21 protein-coding genes and 7 pseudogenes are annotated in these 21974 nt (G+C 42.3%); 12 read left to right on the top strand and 16 right to left on the bottom strand.

Translation table 11 applies throughout. The features are described from left to right. Nucleotides 1-186 precede the first annotated feature (186 nt). Together GC098_RS31405 and GC098_RS31400 are read left to right on the top strand one after the other, a co-directional pair. Nucleotides 187-855: a DUF4309 domain-containing protein gene (locus GC098_RS31405; RefSeq protein WP_171647623.1), complete on the top strand. Its 669-nt coding sequence runs from the start codon at nt 187-189 to the stop codon at nt 853-855. Nucleotides 856-1001: 146 nt separating this feature from the next. Continuing rightward, the gene (locus GC098_RS31400; RefSeq protein WP_171647621.1) at nt 1002-1433 is read left to right on the top strand and encodes an HIT family protein; all 432 of its coding nucleotides are present in this window, start codon (nt 1002-1004) and stop codon (nt 1431-1433) included. Between the two features lie 803 nt (nt 1434-2236). Here the strand turns inward: GC098_RS31400 and GC098_RS31395 are convergent. Continuing rightward, nucleotides 2237-3403, bottom strand: coding sequence for a Fe-Mn family superoxide dismutase (locus tag GC098_RS31395; protein WP_171647619.1), 1167 nt, complete (start codon nt 3401-3403; stop codon nt 2237-2239). A gap of 375 nt (nt 3404-3778) precedes the next feature. On the opposite strand from GC098_RS31395, the gene GC098_RS31390 reads away from it, so the two are divergent. The 4 genes and pseudogenes from GC098_RS31390 (at nt 3779) to GC098_RS31375 (ending at nt 7223) form a co-directional block, all read left to right on the top strand. Then, nucleotides 3779-4465, top strand: a complete 687-nt coding sequence (locus tag GC098_RS31390) for a CTP synthase C-terminal region-related (seleno)protein (protein WP_171647617.1) — start codon at nt 3779-3781, stop codon at nt 4463-4465. Between the two features lie 112 nt (nt 4466-4577). After that, nucleotides 4578-5002 (top strand): annotated as a pseudogene (locus GC098_RS31385) (IS110 family transposase); the annotation flags it as partial. A 690-nt stretch (nt 5003-5692) separates the two neighbouring features. Beyond that, a pseudogene (locus GC098_RS31380) lies at nt 5693-6037 on the top strand (NAD(P)/FAD-dependent oxidoreductase); the annotation flags it as partial. A 223-nt stretch (nt 6038-6260) separates the two neighbouring features. Continuing rightward, nucleotides 6261-7223 carry a DUF3231 family protein gene (locus GC098_RS31375; protein ID WP_171647615.1) on the top strand — a complete coding sequence of 321 codons (963 nt, stop codon included), beginning with the start codon at nt 6261-6263 and terminating at the stop codon, nt 7221-7223. Nucleotides 7224-7798: 575 nt separating this feature from the next. On the opposite strand, the gene xerS is transcribed toward GC098_RS31375, so the two are convergent. The 4 genes and pseudogenes from xerS to GC098_RS31355 all read right to left on the bottom strand — a co-directional run bounded on the left by xerS (nt 7799) and on the right by GC098_RS31355 (nt 11874). Beyond that, the gene (gene xerS, locus GC098_RS31370; protein ID WP_171647613.1) at nt 7799-8887 is read right to left on the bottom strand and encodes a tyrosine recombinase XerS; all 1089 of its coding nucleotides are present in this window, start codon (nt 8885-8887) and stop codon (nt 7799-7801) included. 438 nt (nt 8888-9325) lie between these two features. Next, nucleotides 9326-10774, bottom strand: a pseudogene (locus tag GC098_RS41970) (IS1182 family transposase); the annotation flags it as partial. 16 nt (nt 10775-10790) lie between these two features. Further along, nucleotides 10791-10982: a hypothetical protein gene (locus tag GC098_RS31360; protein WP_171647610.1), complete on the bottom strand. Its 192-nt coding sequence runs from the start codon at nt 10980-10982 to the stop codon at nt 10791-10793. Nucleotides 10983-11286: 304 nt separating this feature from the next. Continuing rightward, the gene (locus GC098_RS31355; RefSeq protein WP_171647608.1) at nt 11287-11874 is read right to left on the bottom strand and encodes a cupin domain-containing protein; all 588 of its coding nucleotides are present in this window, start codon (nt 11872-11874) and stop codon (nt 11287-11289) included. Nucleotides 11875-12363: 489 nt separating this feature from the next. Here GC098_RS31355 and tnpA point away from each other — a divergent pair, with 489 nt between their 5' ends. Next, nucleotides 12364-12579 (top strand): IS66 family insertion sequence element accessory protein TnpA, encoded by a 216-nt coding sequence (tnpA, locus tag GC098_RS41965; RefSeq protein WP_446686367.1) that lies wholly within the window; start codon nt 12364-12366, stop codon nt 12577-12579. A 109-nt stretch (nt 12580-12688) separates the two neighbouring features. Continuing rightward, complete coding sequence (locus tag GC098_RS31350; RefSeq protein ID WP_171647606.1) at nt 12689-12814, top strand: IS3 family transposase; 126 nt, start codon at nt 12689-12691, stop codon at nt 12812-12814. Between the two features lie 10 nt (nt 12815-12824). On the opposite strand, the gene msrA is transcribed toward GC098_RS31350, so the two are convergent. The 6 genes and pseudogenes from msrA to GC098_RS31325 all read right to left on the bottom strand — a co-directional run bounded on the left by msrA (nt 12825) and on the right by GC098_RS31325 (nt 15751). Further along, nucleotides 12825-13352, bottom strand: a complete 528-nt coding sequence (gene msrA, locus GC098_RS31345; protein WP_171647604.1) for a peptide-methionine (S)-S-oxide reductase MsrA — start codon at nt 13350-13352, stop codon at nt 12825-12827. A gap of 1 nt (nt 13353) precedes the next feature. Further along, nucleotides 13354-13596, bottom strand: a pseudogene (locus GC098_RS31340) (peptide-methionine (R)-S-oxide reductase); the annotation flags it as partial. Between the two features lie 382 nt (nt 13597-13978). Then, a complete protein-coding gene (gene msrB / locus GC098_RS31335; protein WP_171647602.1) occupies nt 13979-14431 on the bottom strand; it encodes a peptide-methionine (R)-S-oxide reductase MsrB in 453 nt (150 codons plus the stop codon). A gap of 30 nt (nt 14432-14461) precedes the next feature. Then, nucleotides 14462-14590, bottom strand: coding sequence for an OsmC family protein (locus GC098_RS41025; RefSeq protein ID WP_281367157.1), 129 nt, complete (start codon nt 14588-14590; stop codon nt 14462-14464). Between the two features lie 264 nt (nt 14591-14854). After that, nucleotides 14855-15169 carry a tripartite tricarboxylate transporter TctB family protein gene (locus GC098_RS31330; RefSeq protein ID WP_171647600.1) on the bottom strand — a complete coding sequence of 105 codons (315 nt, stop codon included), beginning with the start codon at nt 15167-15169 and terminating at the stop codon, nt 14855-14857. Between the two features lie 327 nt (nt 15170-15496). Continuing rightward, a complete protein-coding gene (locus GC098_RS31325; RefSeq protein ID WP_171647598.1) occupies nt 15497-15751 on the bottom strand; it encodes a hypothetical protein in 255 nt (84 codons plus the stop codon). On the opposite strand from GC098_RS31325, the gene GC098_RS41840 reads away from it, so the two are divergent. From GC098_RS41840 to GC098_RS31310, 3 genes and pseudogenes are all read left to right on the top strand, one after another. Continuing rightward, nucleotides 15703-15879: a discoidin domain-containing protein gene (locus GC098_RS41840; protein WP_171647626.1), complete on the top strand. Its 177-nt coding sequence runs from the start codon at nt 15703-15705 to the stop codon at nt 15877-15879. The genes GC098_RS31325 and GC098_RS41840 overlap by 49 nt on opposite strands. A 207-nt stretch (nt 15880-16086) precedes the next feature. Continuing rightward, on the top strand, nt 16087-17139 hold the full coding sequence (locus GC098_RS31315; protein ID WP_171647596.1) for an S-layer homology domain-containing protein: 1053 nt from the start codon (nt 16087-16089) through the stop codon (nt 17137-17139). A 130-nt stretch (nt 17140-17269) separates the two neighbouring features. Then, nucleotides 17270-17773: pseudogene (locus tag GC098_RS31310) on the top strand (carbohydrate ABC transporter permease); the annotation flags it as partial. On the opposite strand, the gene GC098_RS31305 reads toward GC098_RS31310, so the two are convergent. Both GC098_RS31305 and GC098_RS31300 read right to left on the bottom strand, forming a co-directional pair. Next, nucleotides 17743-17970 (bottom strand): DUF2750 domain-containing protein, encoded by a 228-nt coding sequence (locus GC098_RS31305; protein ID WP_171647591.1) that lies wholly within the window; start codon nt 17968-17970, stop codon nt 17743-17745. The pseudogene GC098_RS31310 and the gene GC098_RS31305 overlap by 31 nt on opposite strands. Before the next feature lie 445 nt (nt 17971-18415). Next, nucleotides 18416-19492, bottom strand: a complete 1077-nt coding sequence (locus GC098_RS31300; protein ID WP_171647589.1) for an IS110 family RNA-guided transposase — start codon at nt 19490-19492, stop codon at nt 18416-18418. Here GC098_RS31300 and GC098_RS31295 point away from each other — a divergent pair. Next, nucleotides 19444-20031, top strand: a pseudogene (locus GC098_RS31295) (IS66 family transposase); the annotation flags it as partial. The gene GC098_RS31300 and the pseudogene GC098_RS31295 overlap by 49 nt on opposite strands. A gap of 60 nt (nt 20032-20091) precedes the next feature. Here the strand turns inward: GC098_RS31295 and GC098_RS31290 are convergent. From GC098_RS31290 to GC098_RS31280, 3 genes and pseudogenes are all read right to left on the bottom strand, one after another. Beyond that, entirely contained in the window at nt 20092-21090 is a 999-nt protein-coding gene (locus GC098_RS31290) for an oxidoreductase (RefSeq protein ID WP_171647587.1), read from the bottom strand. Between the two features lie 57 nt (nt 21091-21147). Beyond that, entirely contained in the window at nt 21148-21531 is a 384-nt protein-coding gene (locus GC098_RS31285) for a MerR family transcriptional regulator (protein WP_216625489.1), read from the bottom strand. Nucleotides 21532-21744: 213 nt separating this feature from the next. After that, nucleotides 21745-21974 (bottom strand): annotated as a pseudogene (locus GC098_RS31280) (thioredoxin family protein); the annotation flags it as partial.

Below are 21974 nucleotides of genomic sequence, written 5' to 3'. Positions count from 1 at the left end.
AACTATAATTCAATGATGACACGACGGCAGCCGGCCAAAGCGATCGGCTGCCGTCGTTGCGCTAACGGGCAGTTTAGTGGAATTTCGTACTAATAGAAGTTTTGTAAAAAAATTCAATGACAATGGTAACTTTTTACTTTTTCGATTCGTCTAATTCGTTAGAATAATCAATGGGAGTGATGAATTTTGAAAAAGTTTGTTTTAGGTCTAATTTGCGGAATTGGTTTAACCGCGACAACCGCTGTTTATGCCTCAGACACAATTCAAGCGTATTTATTTCCTGCCAAATTTGAATTTAATGGTGTCACCAAAGAAGTGGACAATAAGGAATATGTAGTGTTGAATCATAACGGTCATGCATATGTTCCTATTCGTTTCGTAGCTGAAAATATGGGGGCATTGGTCAAATATAAAGATACTACCAAAACGATTTCCATTGAACAAACTAATTTAAGTAAAAAATTACCGTTGGATAAAGATTTTTTTTCGTATGCGTCAGAAGGCAAAATCAAAGGAATTGAGTTTGGAATCGGGTCAAATAAAAATGATATTATTCAAAAATGGGGAGAGCCCCAAAAAACAGGAAGTTGGCAAACGCAATATTTTTCATGGTTTGATTATTATTATTTCTTTGGTAATCCCGATGACAGTGTCAGCGCAATTCGAGTAGGTGGAGATACAGTCAAATATACAGTTGATGAATTAAAAAAAGTAATCGGTGAGCCTAAAGATGAAGGATTAAATGACGTTGAAAGCGGATGGTATCTGTATTATGAGGCGGCGGATTACCAAGTTTTTTTCAATGCAGATACTAAGAATGGTGTAATAAAGTATCTGACATTAAAAAAGAGATAAAACAATAACTTAAAATGGCTTAATGCTACTCGTTGCGCTAACGGCAGCCGGCATAAGGACTGCCGTTAGCGCAACTAACGGGCAGGATAGTTGGGAAATAATACCGAATAAAGATATAAATATGGACATTAAAGGGGGAGAAAAGGTTGCCTGAGAGTTCTTGTTTGGGGTGTCAATTAGCAAATAAAGAAATTGAAACAAATACAATTTATGAGAATGATTTAATTACTTGTATTCTAGATATAGCACCACTGAATGAAGGACACATACTAATACTGCCTAAACTACATTACCATGATGTCGATGACTTAGATGAAATTACTGCAAATGAAATTATGAAGACATCCAGATTGCTCGCAAGGTTACTAAAATCCCATTTCCAACCCGATGGAGTAACCATTCTTCAAAACAATGGGAAATTTAATGATTTAACGCACTATCATATGCATATCTTCCCGCGCTATGATTCCGATGGTTTTGCTTGGGTAGAACCATTAGACTCCACAAATGCAAAGGGACGTCTAAAAGAAACCACCGCGAAGTTGGTTGAATTGATTAATCAGCAGTCTCTACTCTAACGGAAAAAGATAGCGCGATAATCAGAGAGCAGATTACCACTCAGCATCTACTCTCTTGTTTCGTTGAAATAATAGATGTTCAGCCAAAGAGGAGGGGACCTATGGAAACGGGTGAAGTAGTTATACAAAAGCCTTTAAATTCACCTGGAACAAATATGAGTTCTGCAGCTGTATGAAACTATTTTCACAAACAACAAGAAGTTAATGGGAATTTAAGTTTTAGTGGTACAGGATCACCTACGATACAAATTTCATCGGCATGGGGTTACGACAAGTCTGATGATGTTGCAACATTGTGGAATTGGAAACAATAGGAAAAAGAGAAGCAGTTTTTGTAACTGCTTCTCTTTTTACCCATTATAATAACTAGAGGAGGTGTATGGATATTTTATTCGCTCTACTGGCATTTATTTTCATGTTCTGCTTTTTATATACAATTCAACTCTTTATTAATAAAAAAGACTTCTTTTTAATGATTCTTCTTACATCAATAGTTTTCGGAGCACTATTTTGGAATATTTTCCTTTTTGTTCGTTAGCTTCTAATGTGTTAATGATCAACATGCACGCAGAGTTACCAAGAATCTTAATCTAAAAGTGGTATCCATATCCTTTGAAATTCATACGAGATGGAAATAAAATCGCCATTATATTGAAGTTATTATAAGAACAGAGACCATCGTTTAATAATATCACCAGAAACCGGATATTAACCATTAAACTAAAGAGGAACTATACTTCAATATTGAAGGCTGCCAAATTAATGGCAGCCTTTCTGGATACTCAATCGAACGTTCGGCTGCTTCAATAAGTCTGCCATTTCAGCTTTTGCGCAGCAATAAACCGTTCGTTAACGTGCGGCCAATTAACTACGTTCCACCAGGCATCAATGTATTTGGGGCGTTCGTTCTTATATTTCAAATAGTACGCATGTTCCCACACATCGAGAACGAGGAGAGGAATGACGTCCCACTGCGACAAATTCTGATGCTTCTCCGCCTGTAAAATTTCAAGCCGGTGGCTGCGCGGGCTCCAAACGAGAATCGCCCAGCCTCCGCCCTCGACTTTATCGGCGGCAGCGGAGAAATGCTTCTTAAAGGCGTCAAACCCGCCAAAGTCTCGATCAATTTGAGCAACGATCTGTCCCGTAGGCTTACCGCCTATTTTTGGGGCCATAACGTTCCAGAAGATCGTGTGCAGGAAATGCCCGGCACCGTTGAAAGCCGCTTCACGCTCCCAGTGCTTGATCAGGTCAAAATCGCCGGATTTGCGCGACTGCTCCATCATCTTCTCAGCTTTGTTTAAGCCGTCAACGTAGCTTTTGTGGTGTTTGTCATGGTGAAGCCGCATCGTCGCTTCATCAATATACGGCTCCAGCGCGTCATACCCATAGGGTAGAGGCGGCAGCGTATGCCCACCGATTGGCACGGGCTTCGCGCCTGCGGACGGATCGCTCCACACCCCTTCCGGTAACAACGGGCTCGGTCCTGAAGTCGTACTGTCATTTCGGTAGCCCGTAACAGGAACGGTTGTGAATGCAGGTGTGTCCGGTGCGATGAGAACTGCTTGTAATATGCCCAGAAAATACTCTGATTCACGAATGATGTGCTGAACGACCGTCGGAGCCGCCGGAACGCTGCGGACTGCAACGCTTTGCTCCAGCATGGCGAACAGTTGCTTGACGAATTCACTGGATTGCGCGGTGGACGTCTGTAGCAAAGCTTCCACGTTCCGCCGCAGCTCGGGGCTGACTTTTTCGTTCGAGCGGATGACGGCTTCGATCCATCGATTGGCTGCCGCCTCCGTTTGCGCGAAGACGTTTTCCCATTGCTGCAGCAGCGCCACATACGGTGATTCCAGATTCGGAACGAGCTCACGGATAACGATCGTATGCTCCTTCTCCTGCATTTTCCAAAAGCGGATTTCTTCCAGCAACCTAAGCGGCATCAGCGAGCCGTATACGAATAACATCAGGCCAACCTCCTTCTGAGGTCATCATCCTTTTAAAATGTATTCGGAGGTGAAGTTGACCTATGTCTGGTTCATGACTTAAATGCGGCAACGACATTGATAAAGACAACGTCCGCTTCAAATATTCCCGGTTGTCACCTTCGGGAGCAGCTATAAGATGGGTTATAAGATTATTGCGATCTTTTTATCTATACTACTAACTTTATTACCACGAAAATATAGTATTAGACTGACGATGCGTCATTCAGCTAACGGGCAGTTTTCTTGAATAGAAGCGTTGGATCGTAAGAGCTTAGAACAGATAAACTTCTCATTGAAGTATCTATTAATTTATGGTATAAATTTCAAGTTGAATTCGAAAGGGGGCATATAATAATGAAAGTGGGGATTGTCGGTGATTTCAGTCCAGAATATCCATCACAGACTGCTACTAACAATGCGATTCTGCATTCATCTAGTAAATTAGGGATTTCTTTCGAGTATGGATGGATTCCAACGGCTACAATAAGTAAACAAATGAATGCTATAAAGGAAACATACCAGGGTTTTTGGATAGGCCCTGGGTATCCGGATTCCGTTGAAGGTGTACTTACAATAATTCAATTTGCACGCGAAAATAATGTGCCTTTGCTAGGAACATGCGGTGGGTTTCAATACATCATTTTGGAATATGCAAAAAACAAAATGTTGCTGGAGAATGCGGGTCACGAGGAACGCGACCCACACACGCTTCAATTAATAATTAGTAAACTAGCTTGCTCATTAATTGGCCAAAAAGGGAATGTCATCGTTAATAAGAACTCGAGACTATTCGATATTTATCAGGTGGAAAATACTAACGAACAATTCAGATGTAACTATGGACTTAGTCCAGAATATGAACAACAAATTCATGAAGCCGGATTAAGAATAGTCGGAACAGATTCTGTAGGTAACCCCAGAGCTATCGAGATAACTGAACATAAGTTCTTTATCGGCACGTTGTTTGTTCCCCAATTAAGTTCCACTCCAGATTCCACACACTGTATCGTTGATACCTTTCTAACCAGTATCTTGAAATGAGATTAAGCTCTAACGGGCAGCATTCCTATTATGAAGAAATACGAGGTTTGAGAAATAAAAAGACTCCTTGGTATGATGTTAATGGGTCCACGACGCTGGGCAGCTAACGGACGACAACCGCGGAGTCGAGTTCGGGAAGCCCATTACGTTTGAAAACACCAGGGAAGGGTTCGAGTTGTTTGTGGACTGGTTCCGAAAGATTTTAACGTAACAAGGTTTCCAAGACCTTATCGTTGGCATGGAGCCTACCGGTCACTACTGGCTAAACCTTGCTCATTTTCTGCGTGAAAAGCAAGTTATGTACGGCGTTGTAAATCCGCTGCACGTAAAGAAAAGCAAAGAACTCGACGACAATTCGCCAACGAAGAATGACATAAGGATGCGAAGGTCATTGCACAGCTGGTCAAAGACGGGAGATACGCCGTACCGAACCTTTCCCAGGGCGTTTATGCCGAACTGAGGGAAGCAATGAAAATTCGCGATCACCTGACGACTGACCTTTGCGTAGTGCAAGCACGTGTCCATAACTGGTTAGATTGCTGTCGTCATTCGATCTGAGTACGGGAAGCATTACTTTTGGCATGGCGCATGAAAATTGTCATGCGCAATGACCGAAGGCGATGCTTTTTTTTTTGCCTCAATACCGGAAATTTGCGGCGAAAAACTTTGGGTTCAAGGATGAGGAAAGTGATGGCGTACACATATTGGATCGACTACAATCCTACAAGATTGAGTATCCAAAGAAATGCTCTCAGACCAGAAGCACCCTTATCTGAAAGAAGAGAGAGAAGAGCTCGACAATGATAAGAAGCTGAACGAACTTTTGAAAATCCACAAGAAACGGTTTCTTGTGCGATTATTTGGTCGGGACAATTGGTTTGCTTTTCGTACAGATGTGGTCAAGAAACAAAAGGGACTGTGCGCCAACTGCAACAGAAAACTTATTCGTCATAACACTCATGTTTACTTTCAAGATCACCATTCCCACATCAAGCACCCGGAAGATCAGTGGAACAAATTCTTAATTGCATTATGTATCCCGTGCCATAAGAAGAGATTAAAAGAACTGGGCTGAAATGCAAATTGCGTCGCTTCATGCAGCTTTAGATGGAGAGCCGGATGCCTTGAAAGGGGCACGTCCGGTTCGGAGAAGGGCGTGACCGTCTAACTATTGATCGAAAGAACAGTGGGTCGGGTCGCGCCTATTCTACATAAACAGCAGGAGCAGGCAGAAAAATCATTGTTATCGGAGGAGGGGATTCTGCCTTGGAGGAAGCACAATTCCTGACAAAATTTGCATCCGAAGTGTGACTTGTTCATCGACGCGAAGAGTTGAGAGCCTCAAAAAATTATGTAGAAACGTGCCCGTGAGAACAGCAAGATTTTACATGGAGCCTGAATAATACACGTCTTGAGGTTCTAACTGGCGAAAGCGGGGTAACCGGTTTGAGGGTACATAACAACACGACCGGTGAGATAGAGACGATCTAAACGGAAGGCACTTTTGTTACGATCGGTCATACTCCAAACACGAGATTCCTTAACGGACAATTGGATACGAATGAAATCGGTTAGTTGGTAGTTAAGCCTGGGACATCCGAGACCAACATTCCTGGTGTATTTGTTTATTTTGGTTTTCGGTTCTTCCATTGCTTCCAAAGACAGATACGTAACCTCCTAGTCACCCCCTCCTACTCTTATATCTGAATGATGTACTGAAACGAGACCTTTTACATGAATAAAAAAATATATTTTGGCAAGTCTAAGAAAAATATAATTTGCGAGGTAAAGGATAATGAACGTAAACGAACTCGGTTTTCTTTGGAACCTACAAACAAGTTCAAATATGGTAAATATATTTTTGAAATATCTTTATGAGACGGCAGAAGATAGAGATTTGAAGAATATACTATCAGAAATATGTGAAGTATCGACATATCAGGAACAAAAGGCTATAGAAATATTATCTGAAAATGGTTTTAGAGAAATACTGTTTTTCAGCGATGATGACGTTTATAATTCTAATTCAAAGCTGTTTTCAGACCAACTAATAATAGAAATTTTGAAACATATAGTGGGTCTCGGAATACGTGAACTTGCCTCGCAGTATTCTGATTTAACTGATGTAAAAGTAAAAAGATATTTCAAAGAAATCCTTGATAGGGCAATCCAAATTGATCTTTCACTACTCAATTTACTGGATGAAAAAGGATTACTTCAAGATAAAACCTTTTCCTACAAGAAACCAGAGAAAAGAGAAGGTAGTTTTTTTAAGGTTGCTGCAACCCAAAAAAGGTCTCTTAGTGCCGTAGAATTAGCATATATGTTTAGCTCACATCAATGTAATAATGTAGGTATTGCACTTTGTATCGGTTTTTCAGAAGTGGTAGATGATGAGGATACAAAAGAATTTTTACTAAAAGGTAAAAAATTAGCCTTTAATCATTCTTGTAAATTAACAGAGATTTTTAGAGAAAATGGAGTCCCAACTACAACTGGACTCGAGGCTCATGTTAATACAGTGAGAGATAAGCCGCTCTCAGATAAACTAATAGCAAACTTAATTATGTTCCTGAACCCTATAGGAATAATGAATTTACAAAGTGCTATAGTAGTTAGTTATAAAAAGGACCATATAAAAATATTAAAAGAACTAATCAAAGAGATTGAGGAATTCGCAGAAAATGGATTTAAACTATTAGTAAGAAAAGATTGGTTCAAAGAACCGCCTATGTCTATTTGGTCACATAAGGGGTGAAAAATACAGCACATGTAAATGAATCCGACCTTTCACCGGCAGGAACAAACTTGTGTTTGTGCTGAATCATAACGTTTACGCTGCGGGGGACAGGTTTATTGCTAGCGAATAGTTGGAGAGTGAAGTTACGATGCTGCCGTAGGGCGTCTTGATCATATGTTCGTGAATGGTGGTGAGAAGTATGAGTGTTGTTTCAAGAATTGAGAATGAAGAGGATATTCAAATTATCAAAGAATACACGTTAAATCGGGTGGTGTGGGTGATCCAATTAGTTTTGAGAAATCGGTAGTCAATAAAAATAAATGACTAGATCGGATTTATTGACATGTGTATAAAATACGGGTTTTGTGAATATGTATATCGTCAGTTCAGTCTTGAGAACATTCTCAAAGGATTCGTTGTCTAACGACATGTCCGTTGAAGCAAATGGTTGGTTGCATTGAGGAAGCAAAACCAGTTGCATTCCCCATCCGCGAAGAATTTGTGAAGCAAAAGTGGTTGCAATCAATTGTTAATATTAACAGTATGCAACCACTTTTGCTTCAATAACTCCATTAAAATTAACAGTTTTTCTCCTAATCCAATTTAATTAACTGTCCGTCCATGTTATCGACTGCTTTTTTTAATTCATCGTTTGTTAAATGTGTATATATCATTGTTGTTTGTATTGCAGAATGCCCGAGTTGATTTCTAAGTTTAGGCACATCGTTGTTCTCTTGATGATATCTAGTTGCAAATGAATGCCTAAGTGTGTGAACTGTTAGTGCAGGTCTACCGTGTGCAATAGCATATTTCTCGACCATTTTTTCAACTGAACGCGGGGTCAATCTCCTGGTTGTTCCTACTGGGCCCATAGAAGCTGCAATGAATAATGCTTTCATGGTTTTATCTATTTGATAACGTTCTTCTCTTACTTTTAAATATTCTTCAAGGTCATGTAGTGCCAGTTCGCTAAAATAAACATACTGTTCTTTATTCCCTTTTCGTATTACTCGAACGCAGCATTTTTTTAAGTCTAAATCTTGTGGTTCACAACCAACTATCTCTGATAGACGTAACCCTGAACCAAGTATTAATGAAATTATTGCTGTGTCCCTCTCACGATTTCTCTGATGAAAATTATACAATTTTTTATCCTTTTTGTTTAGTTCCCCATAATCATAAGCAACAAATAGCCTGAAATGTTCGAATTCATCTCCACGTAATATCTTTCCACCAATACGATTAGCTATTGTTTCCTGATCTTCTTTTATAGAATTAAACTCTATTTTGGCCATTACGTTACGCTCTAAGTAGGGTTTTAGATCTTTTGTTTCAGCTTGATTTTGCAAATAATTAAATAAAGATTTAAGAGCTGATAACTTGCGATTGACTGTTAATTTTGAATTATCCAGATCTAGTTCTAAATAATATAAAAATTCCTCTATTTGCTGCGTTGTCAATTTTTCAAGTAAAGTTAATGGAACATCAGACATATTTCCTGTAAAATGATTATCCTTAATTAGCCACTCTAGGAAGATAATAAAGTCATGGCAATAATTTAACAATGTTGCCGGTGAAAGTGTTCTTCTCTTTTTATTGATATACTCTTTAATAAACCATGGAAGGAGTATAAGTTTGTCGTTAGTTCGCTTGTTTAGCTTTTGTTTACTTTCAATATCCATTATTAATAAGTTCCCCCAAATTATTCCTTGATACTGGAATTATAAACCATCTAACTTTAATTCGTCAAAATTATATTTTACGTAATAATATCTTTCTGCATGATCAACCGTTTAATGGAAAAAAATGTCGGTTGACAAGAACTTGATGTCATAAATGACAAGAACTTGATCCCATTCCCGAAGGCTTTTTTCGTGGGCGCAGCAAAAACAAAAAAAGCCTCCCGTTTTTACGAAGGGCTTTAGATGAGATTACAATTCCGAATATTTTATTGGAGCATTAATATTTCTTACATATTTATCAATATAACGTTGTTCTTCTTTATAATTGTTAGGATAACTTTTTTCTGAATCAAAATATCGCATCGAGTAAGCTATTGGTTCGTGTGATCTCTCAATTGCTTTATTAATACGCATTTTAGATTTGCAATTTTCTATTTTCAGAAACCTTCTAAATCCACGATTGTTTTTCATATCTCCAAACACAGGCTCCGGTTCAATCATGCGACGAACCGTTAGTGCATAGCCTTCCTCGCTACGGAGTTTTTCACGTGCCTGGTTCTTTAATCTCAAATACTTCATGCTCACTTTAATCTCGCGATCTCCTTCAGCCTTCGTACACTTGGCCTTGAGCGGACATCCTTCACAACTGGTACTCCGGTAATGACGATGCTGAATTTCGTAGCCACTTTCTGTTTTCTCCTTGCTCTCTCTACGGAAAACCAAGTTTTGTCCGGCTGCACATGTCCATGTATCTTGTTCTTCATTGTAGGTCCAGTTGTCGATTTTACTAATATCCGTTTGCCACACTTTACTTTTCTCACGGTGGTAGGTGCTGTATTTGACAATGGCGATGGCTTCGTTTTGCTCTAAATAGTCATAATTCTCTTCGCCACCGTATCCCGCATCGGCGATGACTGTGCCCGGAATTTTTCCCAGTTGTGACTTCACCTTTTCTAAATGAGGGATGAGACAACGCGTATCTGTCGGTCTTTGATGCACACTGTAACCAAGGATAAATTGATTTTCGGTACCGATCTGCACATTGTAACCCGGCTTAAGCTGACCGTTGCGCATATGATCTTCTTTCATTCGCATGAACGTAGCGTCGGTGTCCGCCTTGCTATAACTGTTCCGGTTACCTAAAATCCCTTCATGCGCTTCATACTTTTGAAGGCGCGGGAGCAAGTCCTTTCGGAGCACACGCACGGCTTTCTTCAGTGGCTTGTCCTTTGGTTTTTCAAGTAGCTTTTCTTCTAGTTGTTTGACGGCGTTCTCCAGTTTTTCGCTTGTGATTTTTGACGATTCTTCCAGCTCTCTGAGATCCTGTCGGTCACTGGCCCCTTCTTCGTGTTTTTCGGCCTCTTCAATAGTAGCAAACAAGGTCTGCACTTTCTCCTAAAGCTTCGCTTTATGTTTTACAACGGCTTTACCCCAAACAAACGTATACCGATTGGCATTCGCCTCGATCTTGGTGCCGTCGACAAAGTAGTGCTCAAGCTGCACGTAGTTTTCCTCAGCTAGAAATTGAAGAACCGCGGTAAAGACAGTCTCTAACACAGCTTTCATCCGTTCGGAACGAAACCGGTTAATGGTACGGAAGTCCGGGCGTTGTCTGCCGGCAATCCACATGAACATGATATTCTCACGGACTGCCTTGGCAATCTGGCGAGAAGAGTAGATGCGCTGGGTGTAGGCGTAAATGATGACTTTGGTCAGCATTTTTGGGTGATAGCTATCTCGTCCGCCACCGGGGTAAGCGGCGTCAAAAACTGAATTGTCCAGCCGATTCACGGCGGTGTTCACAATGCGAACGAGGTGATTTTGAGGAATATCTTCTTCCAGATCCATTGGCAGCGTAAGTTGATCCATGGTATATTGAATGTACAAAGAAACCGTCTCCTTTTTAAATGGTGGGTCGCACTTCCATTTTACCAAGGAACGGTTTCTTTTTGTTTTTCAAAATTGTAAAAAGAGGGTGCCCCGCCAAATTCATGGCTTTTGGGACACCCTCTTTCAACGTACCTAGCGCGGACAAGATTGTCGGCAGAAGCTGGACAGTGGAGACCGTCAAATAATGGACGTTATGCTTTAGCAACTACATTTAAGTTATTTTTTTGCATAATTATACATTCATATACAAAAATAAAAAACTTTTTTCTAACGAATTTTGGAACAAATCATCTTTTTTTCTTGTACTACCTCTGAATTCTAACGAATTATGGAACAACAATAACGGAGTTAGCGGATTTAATTTTCATGGGAGTTCAAACCCTGGTCATAGATATGGTACTAATGAACATTATTCAAAACGAGTTAATCCACAAGGAAAGCTGTATTCTTCAACTCTAAGCAAGATCAAAGCCGAGAACCCTGTAACAAGTTGCTTCTCGGCCTTTTGTTTACGAAGACTGATTTAGGAATGCTTGCGTGCCTATCCTCCATTCAATATCTCTTGAAGCAGGCGGACCTATGACTACTGTCTGATCGATAGGCTTGAGCACATCAGCAAGCTGGGCTGCATTCACGCCATAGATCATCTGGAACACCTCGGGAGGTGTCTTTCTAAGGATGTCGGACCCGAATACGACCTGCGTGGCATTATTGTCGAAAACAGACACAAAGTGGGTGTTATCCATCGTCGCGGTTTGCCAATGCCACCAGCCCATCGGGATATAAACCGTCTGGGTGGGCTTGATGTGGTAACTAAGTATTTGCCGGGAAAAGGGATTTAGAATGGAGACGGCAACTTCTCCTTGTACTACGTATTGAAGTTCGGATGCGTTAGGGTGCCAATGGGGCTCTACGCTATGGCCGTTACTCAGATAAACGTCGAGTAAGCCTAGGTTTTGCATTACGGGTAACTGCTTAGCGAATTGCTGAAGAATGAAGTTTTGAGCGTTTTGCTGGAATAATGGTGCTGTACTTAAGTCGAAAGATAAATTCAAAGAAGGAGAACTAAGGGCGGCTATGGCGCTGTCGGTTGGCACTGTATCCCACCTTTCTGGATTGGATAATTATTGAAACTATACATAATATATTCACGTGCCCAGATATACGTGCGGCATCCAAAAAACTGAAATAGATACGTTCAGATTCATCCCATAATGAAGACAATGTTAATTATTATAATATTTTGGATTACTGCCCGAGGGAGCTTAATGACGGCGGCCAGTCTACAACTTTATTTCAGTCTAATACTTTATCAGTCTAAAACTTTATTTTCAATAAACAGCGGGAACACATTAAAGGTCTACATTCAAGGCTCGGTTGACAAGAACTTGATGTCATAAATGACAAGAACTTTATCCCATTCCCGACAGAAATAAACACCGCCATTTAATAGACGATGTTTAGCTTCCATGGTCACCTACACTGCCGCTTGCGTGCCGGATATTTAAACAACAATAGTTATAGGATAGATACAACGTAAGCGTCAAACTCAATACACCTGTTCATAGCCATTCAAATCCATCACAATGAGTCCATCAAGCACACGAAAGGATGAATGTGAATTGGATACGAATGTGCAAGAAATATGGACAGCGCGCATTGTCGTTTATCAGGCCAGCGGTCAAACCATGAAAGCCAGGTGCGCCGAGCATGACCTGACCGTCCATCAATTAAAATACTGGCTATACAAGGCCCAAAGATGTCGGGTGACAAGAACATTCCCGATTTTGACAAGAACTTGATGTCATTCCCGACGGAGCAGCTCCAAGCAGACTTTGTTAAGCTCCCTCGAAATGATTCCATTTCCTCACTCAGACTCATGAATTCGCAGGATTTCACCCTGTAGTCAGAATGAAGAAGGGACAGAAGCAGCTCATCGATGAGGTCCACCGGTACATTCACTTTTACAACCACAAGCGGTTTCAGAAGAAATTAAACAACCTTAGTTCGGTGGAGTACCGAACTAAGGCTGCTTAGTGCTCTTATTTCATTGTTGTATACTTGACGGGGCGCCACCGGCCTCCCGCCTGGGAAGGACCCAGTTGGGGCGCGGGAAGTGGCAGGTGTAGCCACTCGGATAGCGCTCCAGATAGTCCTGGTGCTCCGGCTCTGCTTCCCAGAAGTCGCCGACAGGCGTCACTTCGGTGACGACCTTGCCCGGCCACAGATCCGACGCGTTCACGTCGGCGATCGTCTCCTCCGCCACCTTTCTCTGCTCGTCGCTCGCATAGTAGATCGCCGAACGGTAGCTTGTGCCGATATCGTTGCCCTGACGGTTCCGCGTCGTAGGATCGTGGATTTGAAAGAAATACTCCAGGATGCGCCGGTAGCTCGTCTCCGCTGTATCGAAGACAATTTCGATCCCCTCCGCATGAGTGCCATGGTTGCGATAGGTCGCGTTCGGAGTGTCACCGCCAGTATAGCCGACGCGAGTCGAGACGACGCCGGGAAGCTTGCGGATCAAGTCCTGCATTCCCCAGAAGCATCCCCCAGCGAGTACAGCGCGCTGATGCATGTTAAACCTCCTCAACCTGATCGAGATATTTGCCGTAGCCCTCGCTCTCTATGTCGTCGCGATGGATGAATCGGAGCGACGCGAAATTGATGCAGTAGCGTAGGCCACCGCGATTTGCCGGGCCATCCGGGAAGACGTGACCGAGATGGCTGTCGCCGTGAGTAGATCTAACCTCGGTCCTTATCATCCCATGGGAGGTGTCCCGCAACCCGTTGATGTTTGCGGAAACGATCGGCTTCGTGAAACTTGGCCACCCAAAGGAGGGCTAGACCCAAACTGCATATCGGTGATCTCTCGAAGTTCCATGTCTAGGATGTCCCATATCCGCATTGGAAAGGCAATGTTTTCTCCAACTAACTTAGATCTTCGTGAGATCATCAACCATTATACCCGCGGTATGCGTGACTCAAACCTGTTGTTTTTTACTGTGAGTACGGGTTCAGTTCCCGTATCCCGCTCATTTACAGTAAGCTGTAATGACATCAAGTTCTTGTCATCCGACAAAAGACGAGCTCAGGATGTCTCTTCTACCACCTTCCGTCCGGTTACAGTCGCCCGCCAGAGCATAACAACCTCATCGAAAAACAGCAGTCCAATTTAGAACTGCTGTTTTTGATAGATCATTTTCAAAGCTTCTGCTTGTTAAATTGCGCGGCATAAGCGCCATATCCTCTTTTTACAAGATCAGCTTTCGGAATAAATTCCATGGCTGCAGAGTTCACGCAGAATCGCAGTCCCGTTGGTTGAGGTCCGTCCTTGAACACGTCGCCTAGGAAGGAATCAGCATCCCGGCTTCTGACTTCGGTCCCCCCATTAAGCACAACATTGTTTGGATCCAAAGGCTTTGTAAAACTAGGCCAGCCTGTACGTGCATCATATTTGTCCTTCGAGCTAAACAACGGCTCACCCGAAACAATATCTACATAGATCCCCACTTCTTCATTATCCCAGTATTCGTTATGAAACGGCGGCTCGTCCGCTCTATTCTGAGTTACGTTATACTGGAGTTTGGTCAGCGCCTTCAACTTTTCTTCTTTGTTAAAATCTTTATTGAAGCCTTGCTTTGAGCTAATTTTCATTTCGCGATCCCTCCCCCATCGTGTCGCTGATTAACCAACAACGTTCGTTACTACTTCGATATTGCCACGGGTTGCTTTGGTATAAGAGCAAACCTGATGGGCTTCCTCGACTATTTGCTTAGCCACGTTGAGTTCTACGCCGTTTATAGTGATGTCCATATTCATTGCTATTTATTCGGCAGCGTATCGTCCACCTCTATAAGGAAAAGCAAGTCCTGAGGACGCGCAGGCTTCATACCGACACGACCGGACGTCGAATCTGATATCCACTGGCATAAAAAGCAAGGCATCGATGACGCGCTCATACAAACGTATTCCGGCCACGAAAGCCGAAAGTCGTTGGAAGTCTATTCAAAACTTGCAATTACCGATGCCCAGCAGGAATATAACGAGGTTATCAATAAATTCCCCATATAATTACATCTACTTTGCGTACAGGGGACGGAATTCGTGATAAGGCAGCAGCAAGATGTATAACGCCAACATGAATACGTACGGCAGCAATCGTACAACGCCTTCCCAACCGACTATCACTTCATCCGTTTCCTCGGTACGCATAAAGAATATACCGATGGCGCAGACTCCCATCAAAACCCCGATCGCCATTGGGAAGGCCCGCGAACCCAAGAGATCCTGGGTTAACCCGGGCGGCGCTGGGATCGCATAAGCAAACATGAAGTAAAGTAAAGCATAAAGCAGTCCGACACTTGCGGTGATCCGATTGGTTAACGGTGTCATCTCTTCACCTACTTTCCGAGTCCCAAGGTTTTAAGTAGTTCTTCATTAATTTTCGCTTCCTCTTGCAATTCTTTCTTGAATGTTTCGGAATCTGCATAAGCTTCATACCATCCGTATTTCTCAGCGCGGCAGTTCCTTCTTCCATCGACTTTCAGTTTAATTCCACATTACATCGAACTATCCTGCCCCTCGTTTCAAATGTTTGATTGAAGGAACCTGGTCACAATAAGCTTTTAGGCGCAATTCTTCGTCACTACGATGTTATGTAACCATCGTCGGGAATGGGATAATGTTCTTGTCAATTTCGGGAATGGGATAAAGTTCTTGTCATTGAAATTTGACAAGAACTTCAGCGAAGGTAATCTCGATCGGTTGACCGGTCATATTTTGCCTCGTATCCGCATTCAGTTGTGGCGTGGTGTTGCCATCCAAATCCGCTCTTTCGTCGGATCGACTTTCAATAGTGATTTCGGTCCCACTTTCGCGGAGCCGGTTGCGCCAGCTAGGAGAATGCCTCCGCGAAGGCTTACACGATTGAAGTATCTCAGGATGGTGTAGACTGGACGACGGTTTACTCAACATCGGGCGGAAAAGAGGGCATTAACAACGTCCTCTTTAACCCTGTTGATGCTCGTTACATCAAGGTCACTGGTACACAGCGCAATACGCAATATGGCTACTCTTTGATTGAATTCGAAGTTTACGAGTAAAATAGCGAGTACACCTATACCAAAATAAAAGGATTGCTAATATCCATCCTTCTTGGAATGATATTAGCAATCTTTTCTCATGTTCTGGGCAGGCCAAGCATGCCCAAAATTATATTTACAATTTATTAACAATCTAACTGCAACATTATCTATCCCTACCACCGTCTAGGATAACGAATCACAAAAATACTTACGAGGTGAACGAAAATGAAAAAAATGTTTAAAACCCTAACTCTCTCTGCCGCTGCTTTATTGTCCCTTACCATTGCTAGCCAGAGCTTCGCTGCTACGACGGCTTCCACTTTTACAGATTTAAATAATGTTACTGCAAAAGATAAAATCATTTCTTTACAACAAAGAGGTGTCATTTCTGGTATCACGCCTGAACTGTTTGCTCCTCAAGCTGCTATTTCACAAGCTCAAAGTGTACAACTTATCGTGAATGCACTCGGACTCAATCTGGATCTGATCCGATTTTTTAAAGAGCCTAAAGCGACCGATTATTTTAAAAACGCAAATAACGATGCTTGGTATGCCAATGCATTGATTACCGCTGCTGCTAACAACGTTGAACTGCCATCTGATCTTGACCCAAATAAAAAGTTAACTCGTGAAGAATTTACGAATCAACTTATTCGTGCAATTGAAGGCCATGAGAAACTGCCTATGATTAAACCTGTTTTAACTGACATAAAGGATGAAGACCAAATGAATGTCGAGTACTCCGGTTCCATCCAACGTGCCCTTCATTATGGGGTGGTCAAGCTTAGTGCTGAAGGTACATTTAACCCAAAAAGTGAGATTACACGTGCCGATGCCGCTGAAGAAATCTTCAATGCTCTTGCGTACTTGAAGGCTCACAGCGCACCTGAACCTGACGCAGGAACTGAAGCCCTAACAGCGGCTCAAGGTACTAAGCTGATCACAGATGCTTTTCATAGCATCGGCGCTGAGATCGATATCAAGGTAGATCCTAACGCCAAACTAACTCGTGAATCGTTCACATATCTGGTTATCCATACGTTTCAAACAAGCGGAAAACTTCCTATGTTAAATCTTGTACCTGTTGAGATCAAAGATAATGATCAAATCGAAATCTCCAACTCAGGAGCTATTCAAACAGCACTTGCATTAGGTTTGGTTACATTAAATGCAGACGGCAACTTTAATCCTAAAGGTGACATTAGCCTAGCAGAGGCGACTGACTTGGTGAACAAAGCTGTTAAAAAAGTCCAAGGATTTGCGACTCCAAACAACTAAAATCCTAGAATTGAGACAAAGGAGCCAGAAATGGCTCCTTTGTTATTGATATTGTAAATTAATATAAAATATACAATTCCTTCACTTTAATTTGACATCGGTCAAATATAACTTCGTTATTCTAGTAATGTTCTTATTTCCCTCACTTTTATTGTTTGCCACCTTTTTGTTCTACCCCATATTTCAAACCATTTATCTCAGCATGCACGAAACCGATCCACGCGGCAGAGTTGCCGCATTCGTTGGTTTCGATAATTTCACTGCTATTTTTACCTCAGAACGATTCTATCAGAGTCTAGGCGTGACTGGCCTTTTTACACTTTTAACCGTTCCAACCGTTATCGCTATCGCGCTGCTGCTCGCAGCATTTACACACAATCAACTCAAAGGTATGCGTATCTTCCAATTCATTTACTCGCTGCCTGTTGTATTATCCGTAGGCACTTCCGCTGTGATCTGAATGATGCTGTTTCACCCAAGTGTCGGAATGCTGAATTACCTGCTACACCTAGTTGGCTTAGAACCAGTAGCCTGGCTGACAGATCCGCGATGGGCTCTACTCTCCGTTTCTATGATGACCATCTGGATGAATCTCGGCTTTACCTACATTGTATTGCTCAGGGGCTTACAAGGAAGTTGAAATTTACTATATGCTGGAACATCTTCAATTACTTTCTCTGCTCTTGATTTCATTGACCAGAATGGGATTGTCGTTTCACCGTTTGAATTTGTTGAGCTGGGAAAGCCTTGTTCATCTTTCACAGTCCACACTCTTTTATTCGATAATATCTCTTTTATAAAAGCGTGATATTGTGCTGATGCCTGACTCATTTAACACCTCATAAAATTATCTAATTTGATTATATTTTTCTATGCTCTTATTAAAGTATCCTGCCCGTCCCTCGGTTTTAAGGGTTTATCTAACATATACTCACTCATTCGCAGGATCTCATCACCTTGAAAATAGTTATACTCTAGAAAACGAAGTCCAATGGATAATGGTCTTTCATTTAATGCATGCGGGAATAGAGGAGCCGTAAAATTCATTCCCCTAAATTACACTCTTCTGTACGCATATTCCACGAATACCTGGAAGTTTACCATCCCATGGCTCTACGGGTCTAAGCCCTAACATTCCATCGTCATACCTATCCAAGATGTGGAGACCGATTGCGTTTAGCGGATGGGTCAAAGCCCTATTCGGGCAGGAACTCGGTTCTCCGTGCTTTCTTTGTAAAATCCTGCGAATGAGTCAATCTACGTAGTATCAACAGTGTTATGCAGCTTGAGTAATGATGTTACTTGCCTTTTCTGGTGAAAATGTTTCGCCTTTCTGGACAATGCTGATTAAAATTCGTGCTACTTTTCCCAGTAGTTTAAATACAGATCTCTGCTTCTTCATATGCTTAACTTTAACGTTATACTCATGTAACTTCTGAAATACTGGATTGACACCAATGAGCTGTGTGGTAGCGAGAAAGAGGTATTTACGTAATGTAGAATCCCCACGTTTCGATATGACAATCTGTCCCTTCCGTTTTCCTGACGTGCTTTCAGCTAGATTAAGACCAGCTTTTCGCAGAAACTGACGTCCATGCGTATACTGTCTAAGATCCCCCGCACCAGCTAAAATCGCTGCAACAAAGATGGGGCCAAGCCCCTTAATGGAGCGAAGCAGACTTGCTATCGGAATCTCACTAAGTATGGCTAGGATTTGCTTCTGCACGTCTCCTAGCATTTCCACGACTCGTTCATACTCTGCAATTAATCGTTCTAAATCTTGCTTTGCCTCAGTTAAAGCCGTGACATCCCCCACACTCCGCTTGGCTTGAGAAATAAGCTCAGCAGCTTTCTGCGTGCCTGTAGAGCCGCCTGCTCTGTGCATATGCTTTCTCCAAGTCGTAATCATATCGGTTACGGATCGCGACGCAAGATCCTGCGGTAATGGTAACTCTTTCAATGTGGCCAATGAACGTTTGCAAGTCCAATCCTTAAAAACCGATGTATATTCTGGGAAGCGAATATCCAACCAGAGAATAATTCGATTCTGTAACCGGACACTGTAGACAACCCAGAACTCCCGATCGCTCATCATAGCGCGTAGTCTTTGGAACTCTTGAGTTTGCCTTGTATGTTCATAATAATAACCACGGCTTACAATATCCGCGATGACAAGAGCATCCTTCGGATCACTCTTAGAAGGACTATTATCGCGATTCTCCTTGTTTCTTTTGGTGGTGGCTGGATTCACTAGGACGACGTTCGTGCCTTTGTTTGTAAGCCAATTCGCTAAGTTCCACCAACAAGTTCGATGAGGCGCTAAAGGCACTACCCAATTCGAAACCAATCGCATCCGTAACAGCCCAGGAGGGACTGGATTTCTGCAACCGTCTCTTTATGATTGAGCGTGATTTGAAGGATTCCACGCCTAAAGAACGAACGATTATCCGATTGGAGTGCAGTTGCCCCATTCTGGATGCATTTTCAGTATGGTTTCGTACTCAGCGATCCCGTGTACTGTCCAAAAGTGCTCTTGGCGTGGCGATTAATTACTGTCTCAACCAATGGAATAAACTAGAGGTCTTTATGAAAGATGGTCGCTTGGAGATCGATAATAACCGCAGTGAACGTTCAATCAAACCATTCGTCATTGGTCGCAAGAACTGGATGTTCGCTAACACACCACGCGGCGCTCGAGCGAGTGCAATCATTTACAGCATGATTGAAACAGCCAAGGAGAATGGATTAAATCCCTTTCCCTATCTGACCTACCTCTTCGACAAGCTTCCTCAACTGGAAGATCCAAAGGATCACATTGCATTGGACAAGCTGCTTCCATGGTCACAGACATTACCCCTGACTTGTCGTGTTTTTAATCAGAAGAATACCTAAATCCTTGTCCTACAATGTGGGGATTATTTTAAGCTTACGTTCTCTATGCCCCATACAACCTTAAATATTGAACTTAACTTTGGTCAAATCCTCACTTAGTTGCCAAAGCCGCTCCGCGAATTCGGGATTGACGGCCCAAGGTCGTACACCAGGACCCGGAGGGCTATCGGCCGGGACCGCCTCGGCAACATCCACATTCTCGCAATAAACACCTCCCATATCATCCAACTGCTTGTTCACTGCACACCAGACGATTGTTGCGGCTCCTTCTTCAATGGACTTAACTTCATTATTAAATCCTGTATAGGCTCGTTGACCCTGCTCGTCAAGTGCGCCCATGGCGCGCATCTCTTCATCGGACAAATTCCGCGACAAATCGGTTACAATCGTTCCTGGGTGAACAGCAAATGCGTGAACACCGTAAGCTTTACCTCTCTGATCCAATTCGACTGCGAATAATGCGTTAGCCGATTTGGATTGTCCATAAGCTTTCCACTTGTCGTATTCATGGCGCTCAAAATTAGGATCATTAAAGTCAACCCCGCTGATTCGATGACCCCGTGATGAAAGAGACACGACTCTTGCACCCTCAGCTTGTTTTAAAGCTGCCCATAGCCGAGCCGCAAGTTGGAAATGGCCCAGATGGTTCGTCGCAAACTGGGATTCAAAGCCACGAATATCTCGCACAAGTGGAGTGGCCATAATACCAGCACAATTGATGAGAATATGCAATGAACGGTGCGAATCAAGGAATCGCTTAGCGAAAGCATCAATTGACGCTGGATTAAAGAGATCCAATGTCTCCAGCTTTACTCCTGGAATTCCGGAGACCGAAGCTTGAGCCTTTTCCGGTGTGCGTGCGGGTACTATAACAGTTGCTCCTGCTTCCGTAAGAACACGTGTTGTCTCAAGACCGAGTCCAGAGTAGCCGCCTGTCACAATGGCCACCTTTCCGCTTAAATCTTGTCCACCTAACACTTCTCGCGCCGTCGTTCTTGGTCCAAAACCAGAGCTAATGGGTGCCTGAATAGTTACTGCATTTCTACTATAATCATTCATTACAATACCTCCATGGTTTGATCTTATTGTTCTACTTCATTTCTTATTGACGTTTTTTTATGGTTTCATGTGTTTCCCGGTTTTTATCTCCTGAAAGTGATTCAGCTTATAATTCAAGATATCTAAAGTAGCTAGCATTTCAGTGATTTGAGCTTCGATTTTGTTCTTATGTTCATCGAGCATGTTATAACATTGATCATCATTTTTTTCGAATGAGTATTTCATATACTCTTGAATCTTTTTTAACAGCATATGGGTTCTTTTGAGGTGAGTGACGAAGAGTACTCGATCAAGATCAAGTTGGACATATTCCCTCTGTCCATTTCTACTTCGCTTTGGTGAAGGAAGTAATTTGATTTTCTCGTAATAACGGATTGTATCTTGACTGAGTCCCGTTTTTTGAGAAATCTCAGCTATCGTGAATGTTTCTTCAATTTTCAATTCCTCCTTTGGCTTGTCTCTTAATAGTATTGAATATTACAGCTTGGAGCATACTCCAAGTCAAGTACATACTTTAAGCTCAGTTTTGGAAAGTCTAATTTCTAAAACCCGGAACAGGCGGTCTGTTAGGATGAGTTTCTCATGGTTTTGAAGTTCGTTCTAGGTGGGGATAGTTTGACGCTTACAAAGTGGTTGCATTGATAGATTGAAAATTCACGAAGGAAAGGTAGTAAACAAATCTCTTAATTCATGAAGCATAACTTCATGATATTCATTGCTAGCATGATAGAGCTCGCCGATCTCCCGATATGTTTGGTTCAATTTCTCCTTATAACCGGCTTCCTGTTTATCTGGATTGTTCTTTTTAAACCGATCCATTACGGCCTGAATATAGGCTGGACGCGCTCCCCATCTGCCTAGAACATCTCCGGACCCATTCAAGA

Origin of the sequence: Paenibacillus phytorum (assembly GCF_013141715.1) — a bacterium.
Lineage (GTDB): Bacteria > Bacillota > Bacilli > Paenibacillales > NBRC-103111 > Paenibacillus_E > Paenibacillus_E phytorum.
The sequence above is the reverse complement of the archived record's forward strand: the minus strand, read 5'-3'. Positions and strand labels throughout refer to the sequence as shown.

What these genes read in the sequence shown, in the direction of transcription:
- GC098_RS31395 (WP_171647619.1), bottom strand. Translation starts at nt 3,403, where the DNA reads ATGTTATTCGTATACGGCTCGCTGATGCCGCTTAGGTTGCTGGAAGAA.
- GC098_RS31390 (WP_171647617.1), top strand. Translation starts at nt 3,779, where the DNA reads ATGAAAGTGGGGATTGTCGGTGATTTCAGTCCAGAATATCCATCACAG.
- GC098_RS31375 (WP_171647615.1), top strand. Translation starts at nt 6,261, where the DNA reads ATGAACGTAAACGAACTCGGTTTTCTTTGGAACCTACAAACAAGTTCA.
- xerS (WP_171647613.1), bottom strand. Translation starts at nt 8,887, where the DNA reads ATGGATATTGAAAGTAAACAAAAGCTAAACAAGCGAACTAACGACAAA.
- tnpA (WP_446686367.1), top strand. Translation starts at nt 12,364, where the DNA reads ATGAGTCCATCAAGCACACGAAAGGATGAATGTGAATTGGATACGAAT.
- GC098_RS31350 (WP_171647606.1), top strand. Translation starts at nt 12,689, where the DNA reads ATGAAGAAGGGACAGAAGCAGCTCATCGATGAGGTCCACCGGTACATT.
- msrA (WP_171647604.1), bottom strand. Translation starts at nt 13,352, where the DNA reads ATGCATCAGCGCGCTGTACTCGCTGGGGGATGCTTCTGGGGAATGCAG.
- msrB (WP_171647602.1), bottom strand. Translation starts at nt 14,431, where the DNA reads ATGAAAATTAGCTCAAAGCAAGGCTTCAATAAAGATTTTAACAAAGAA.
- GC098_RS41025 (WP_281367157.1), bottom strand. Translation starts at nt 14,590, where the DNA reads ATGGACATCACTATAAACGGCGTAGAACTCAACGTGGCTAAGCAAATA.
- GC098_RS31330 (WP_171647600.1), bottom strand. Translation starts at nt 15,169, where the DNA reads ATGACACCGTTAACCAATCGGATCACCGCAAGTGTCGGACTGCTTTAT.
- GC098_RS31325 (WP_171647598.1), bottom strand. Translation starts at nt 15,751, where the DNA reads ATGTTGAGTAAACCGTCGTCCAGTCTACACCATCCTGAGATACTTCAA.
- GC098_RS31315 (WP_171647596.1), top strand. Translation starts at nt 16,087, where the DNA reads ATGAAAAAAATGTTTAAAACCCTAACTCTCTCTGCCGCTGCTTTATTG.
- GC098_RS31305 (WP_171647591.1), bottom strand. Translation starts at nt 17,970, where the DNA reads ATGAGTCAGGCATCAGCACAATATCACGCTTTTATAAAAGAGATATTA.
- GC098_RS31300 (WP_171647589.1), bottom strand. Translation starts at nt 19,492, where the DNA reads ATGCGATTGGTTTCGAATTGGGTAGTGCCTTTAGCGCCTCATCGAACT.
- GC098_RS31290 (WP_171647587.1), bottom strand. Translation starts at nt 21,090, where the DNA reads ATGAATGATTATAGTAGAAATGCAGTAACTATTCAGGCACCCATTAGC.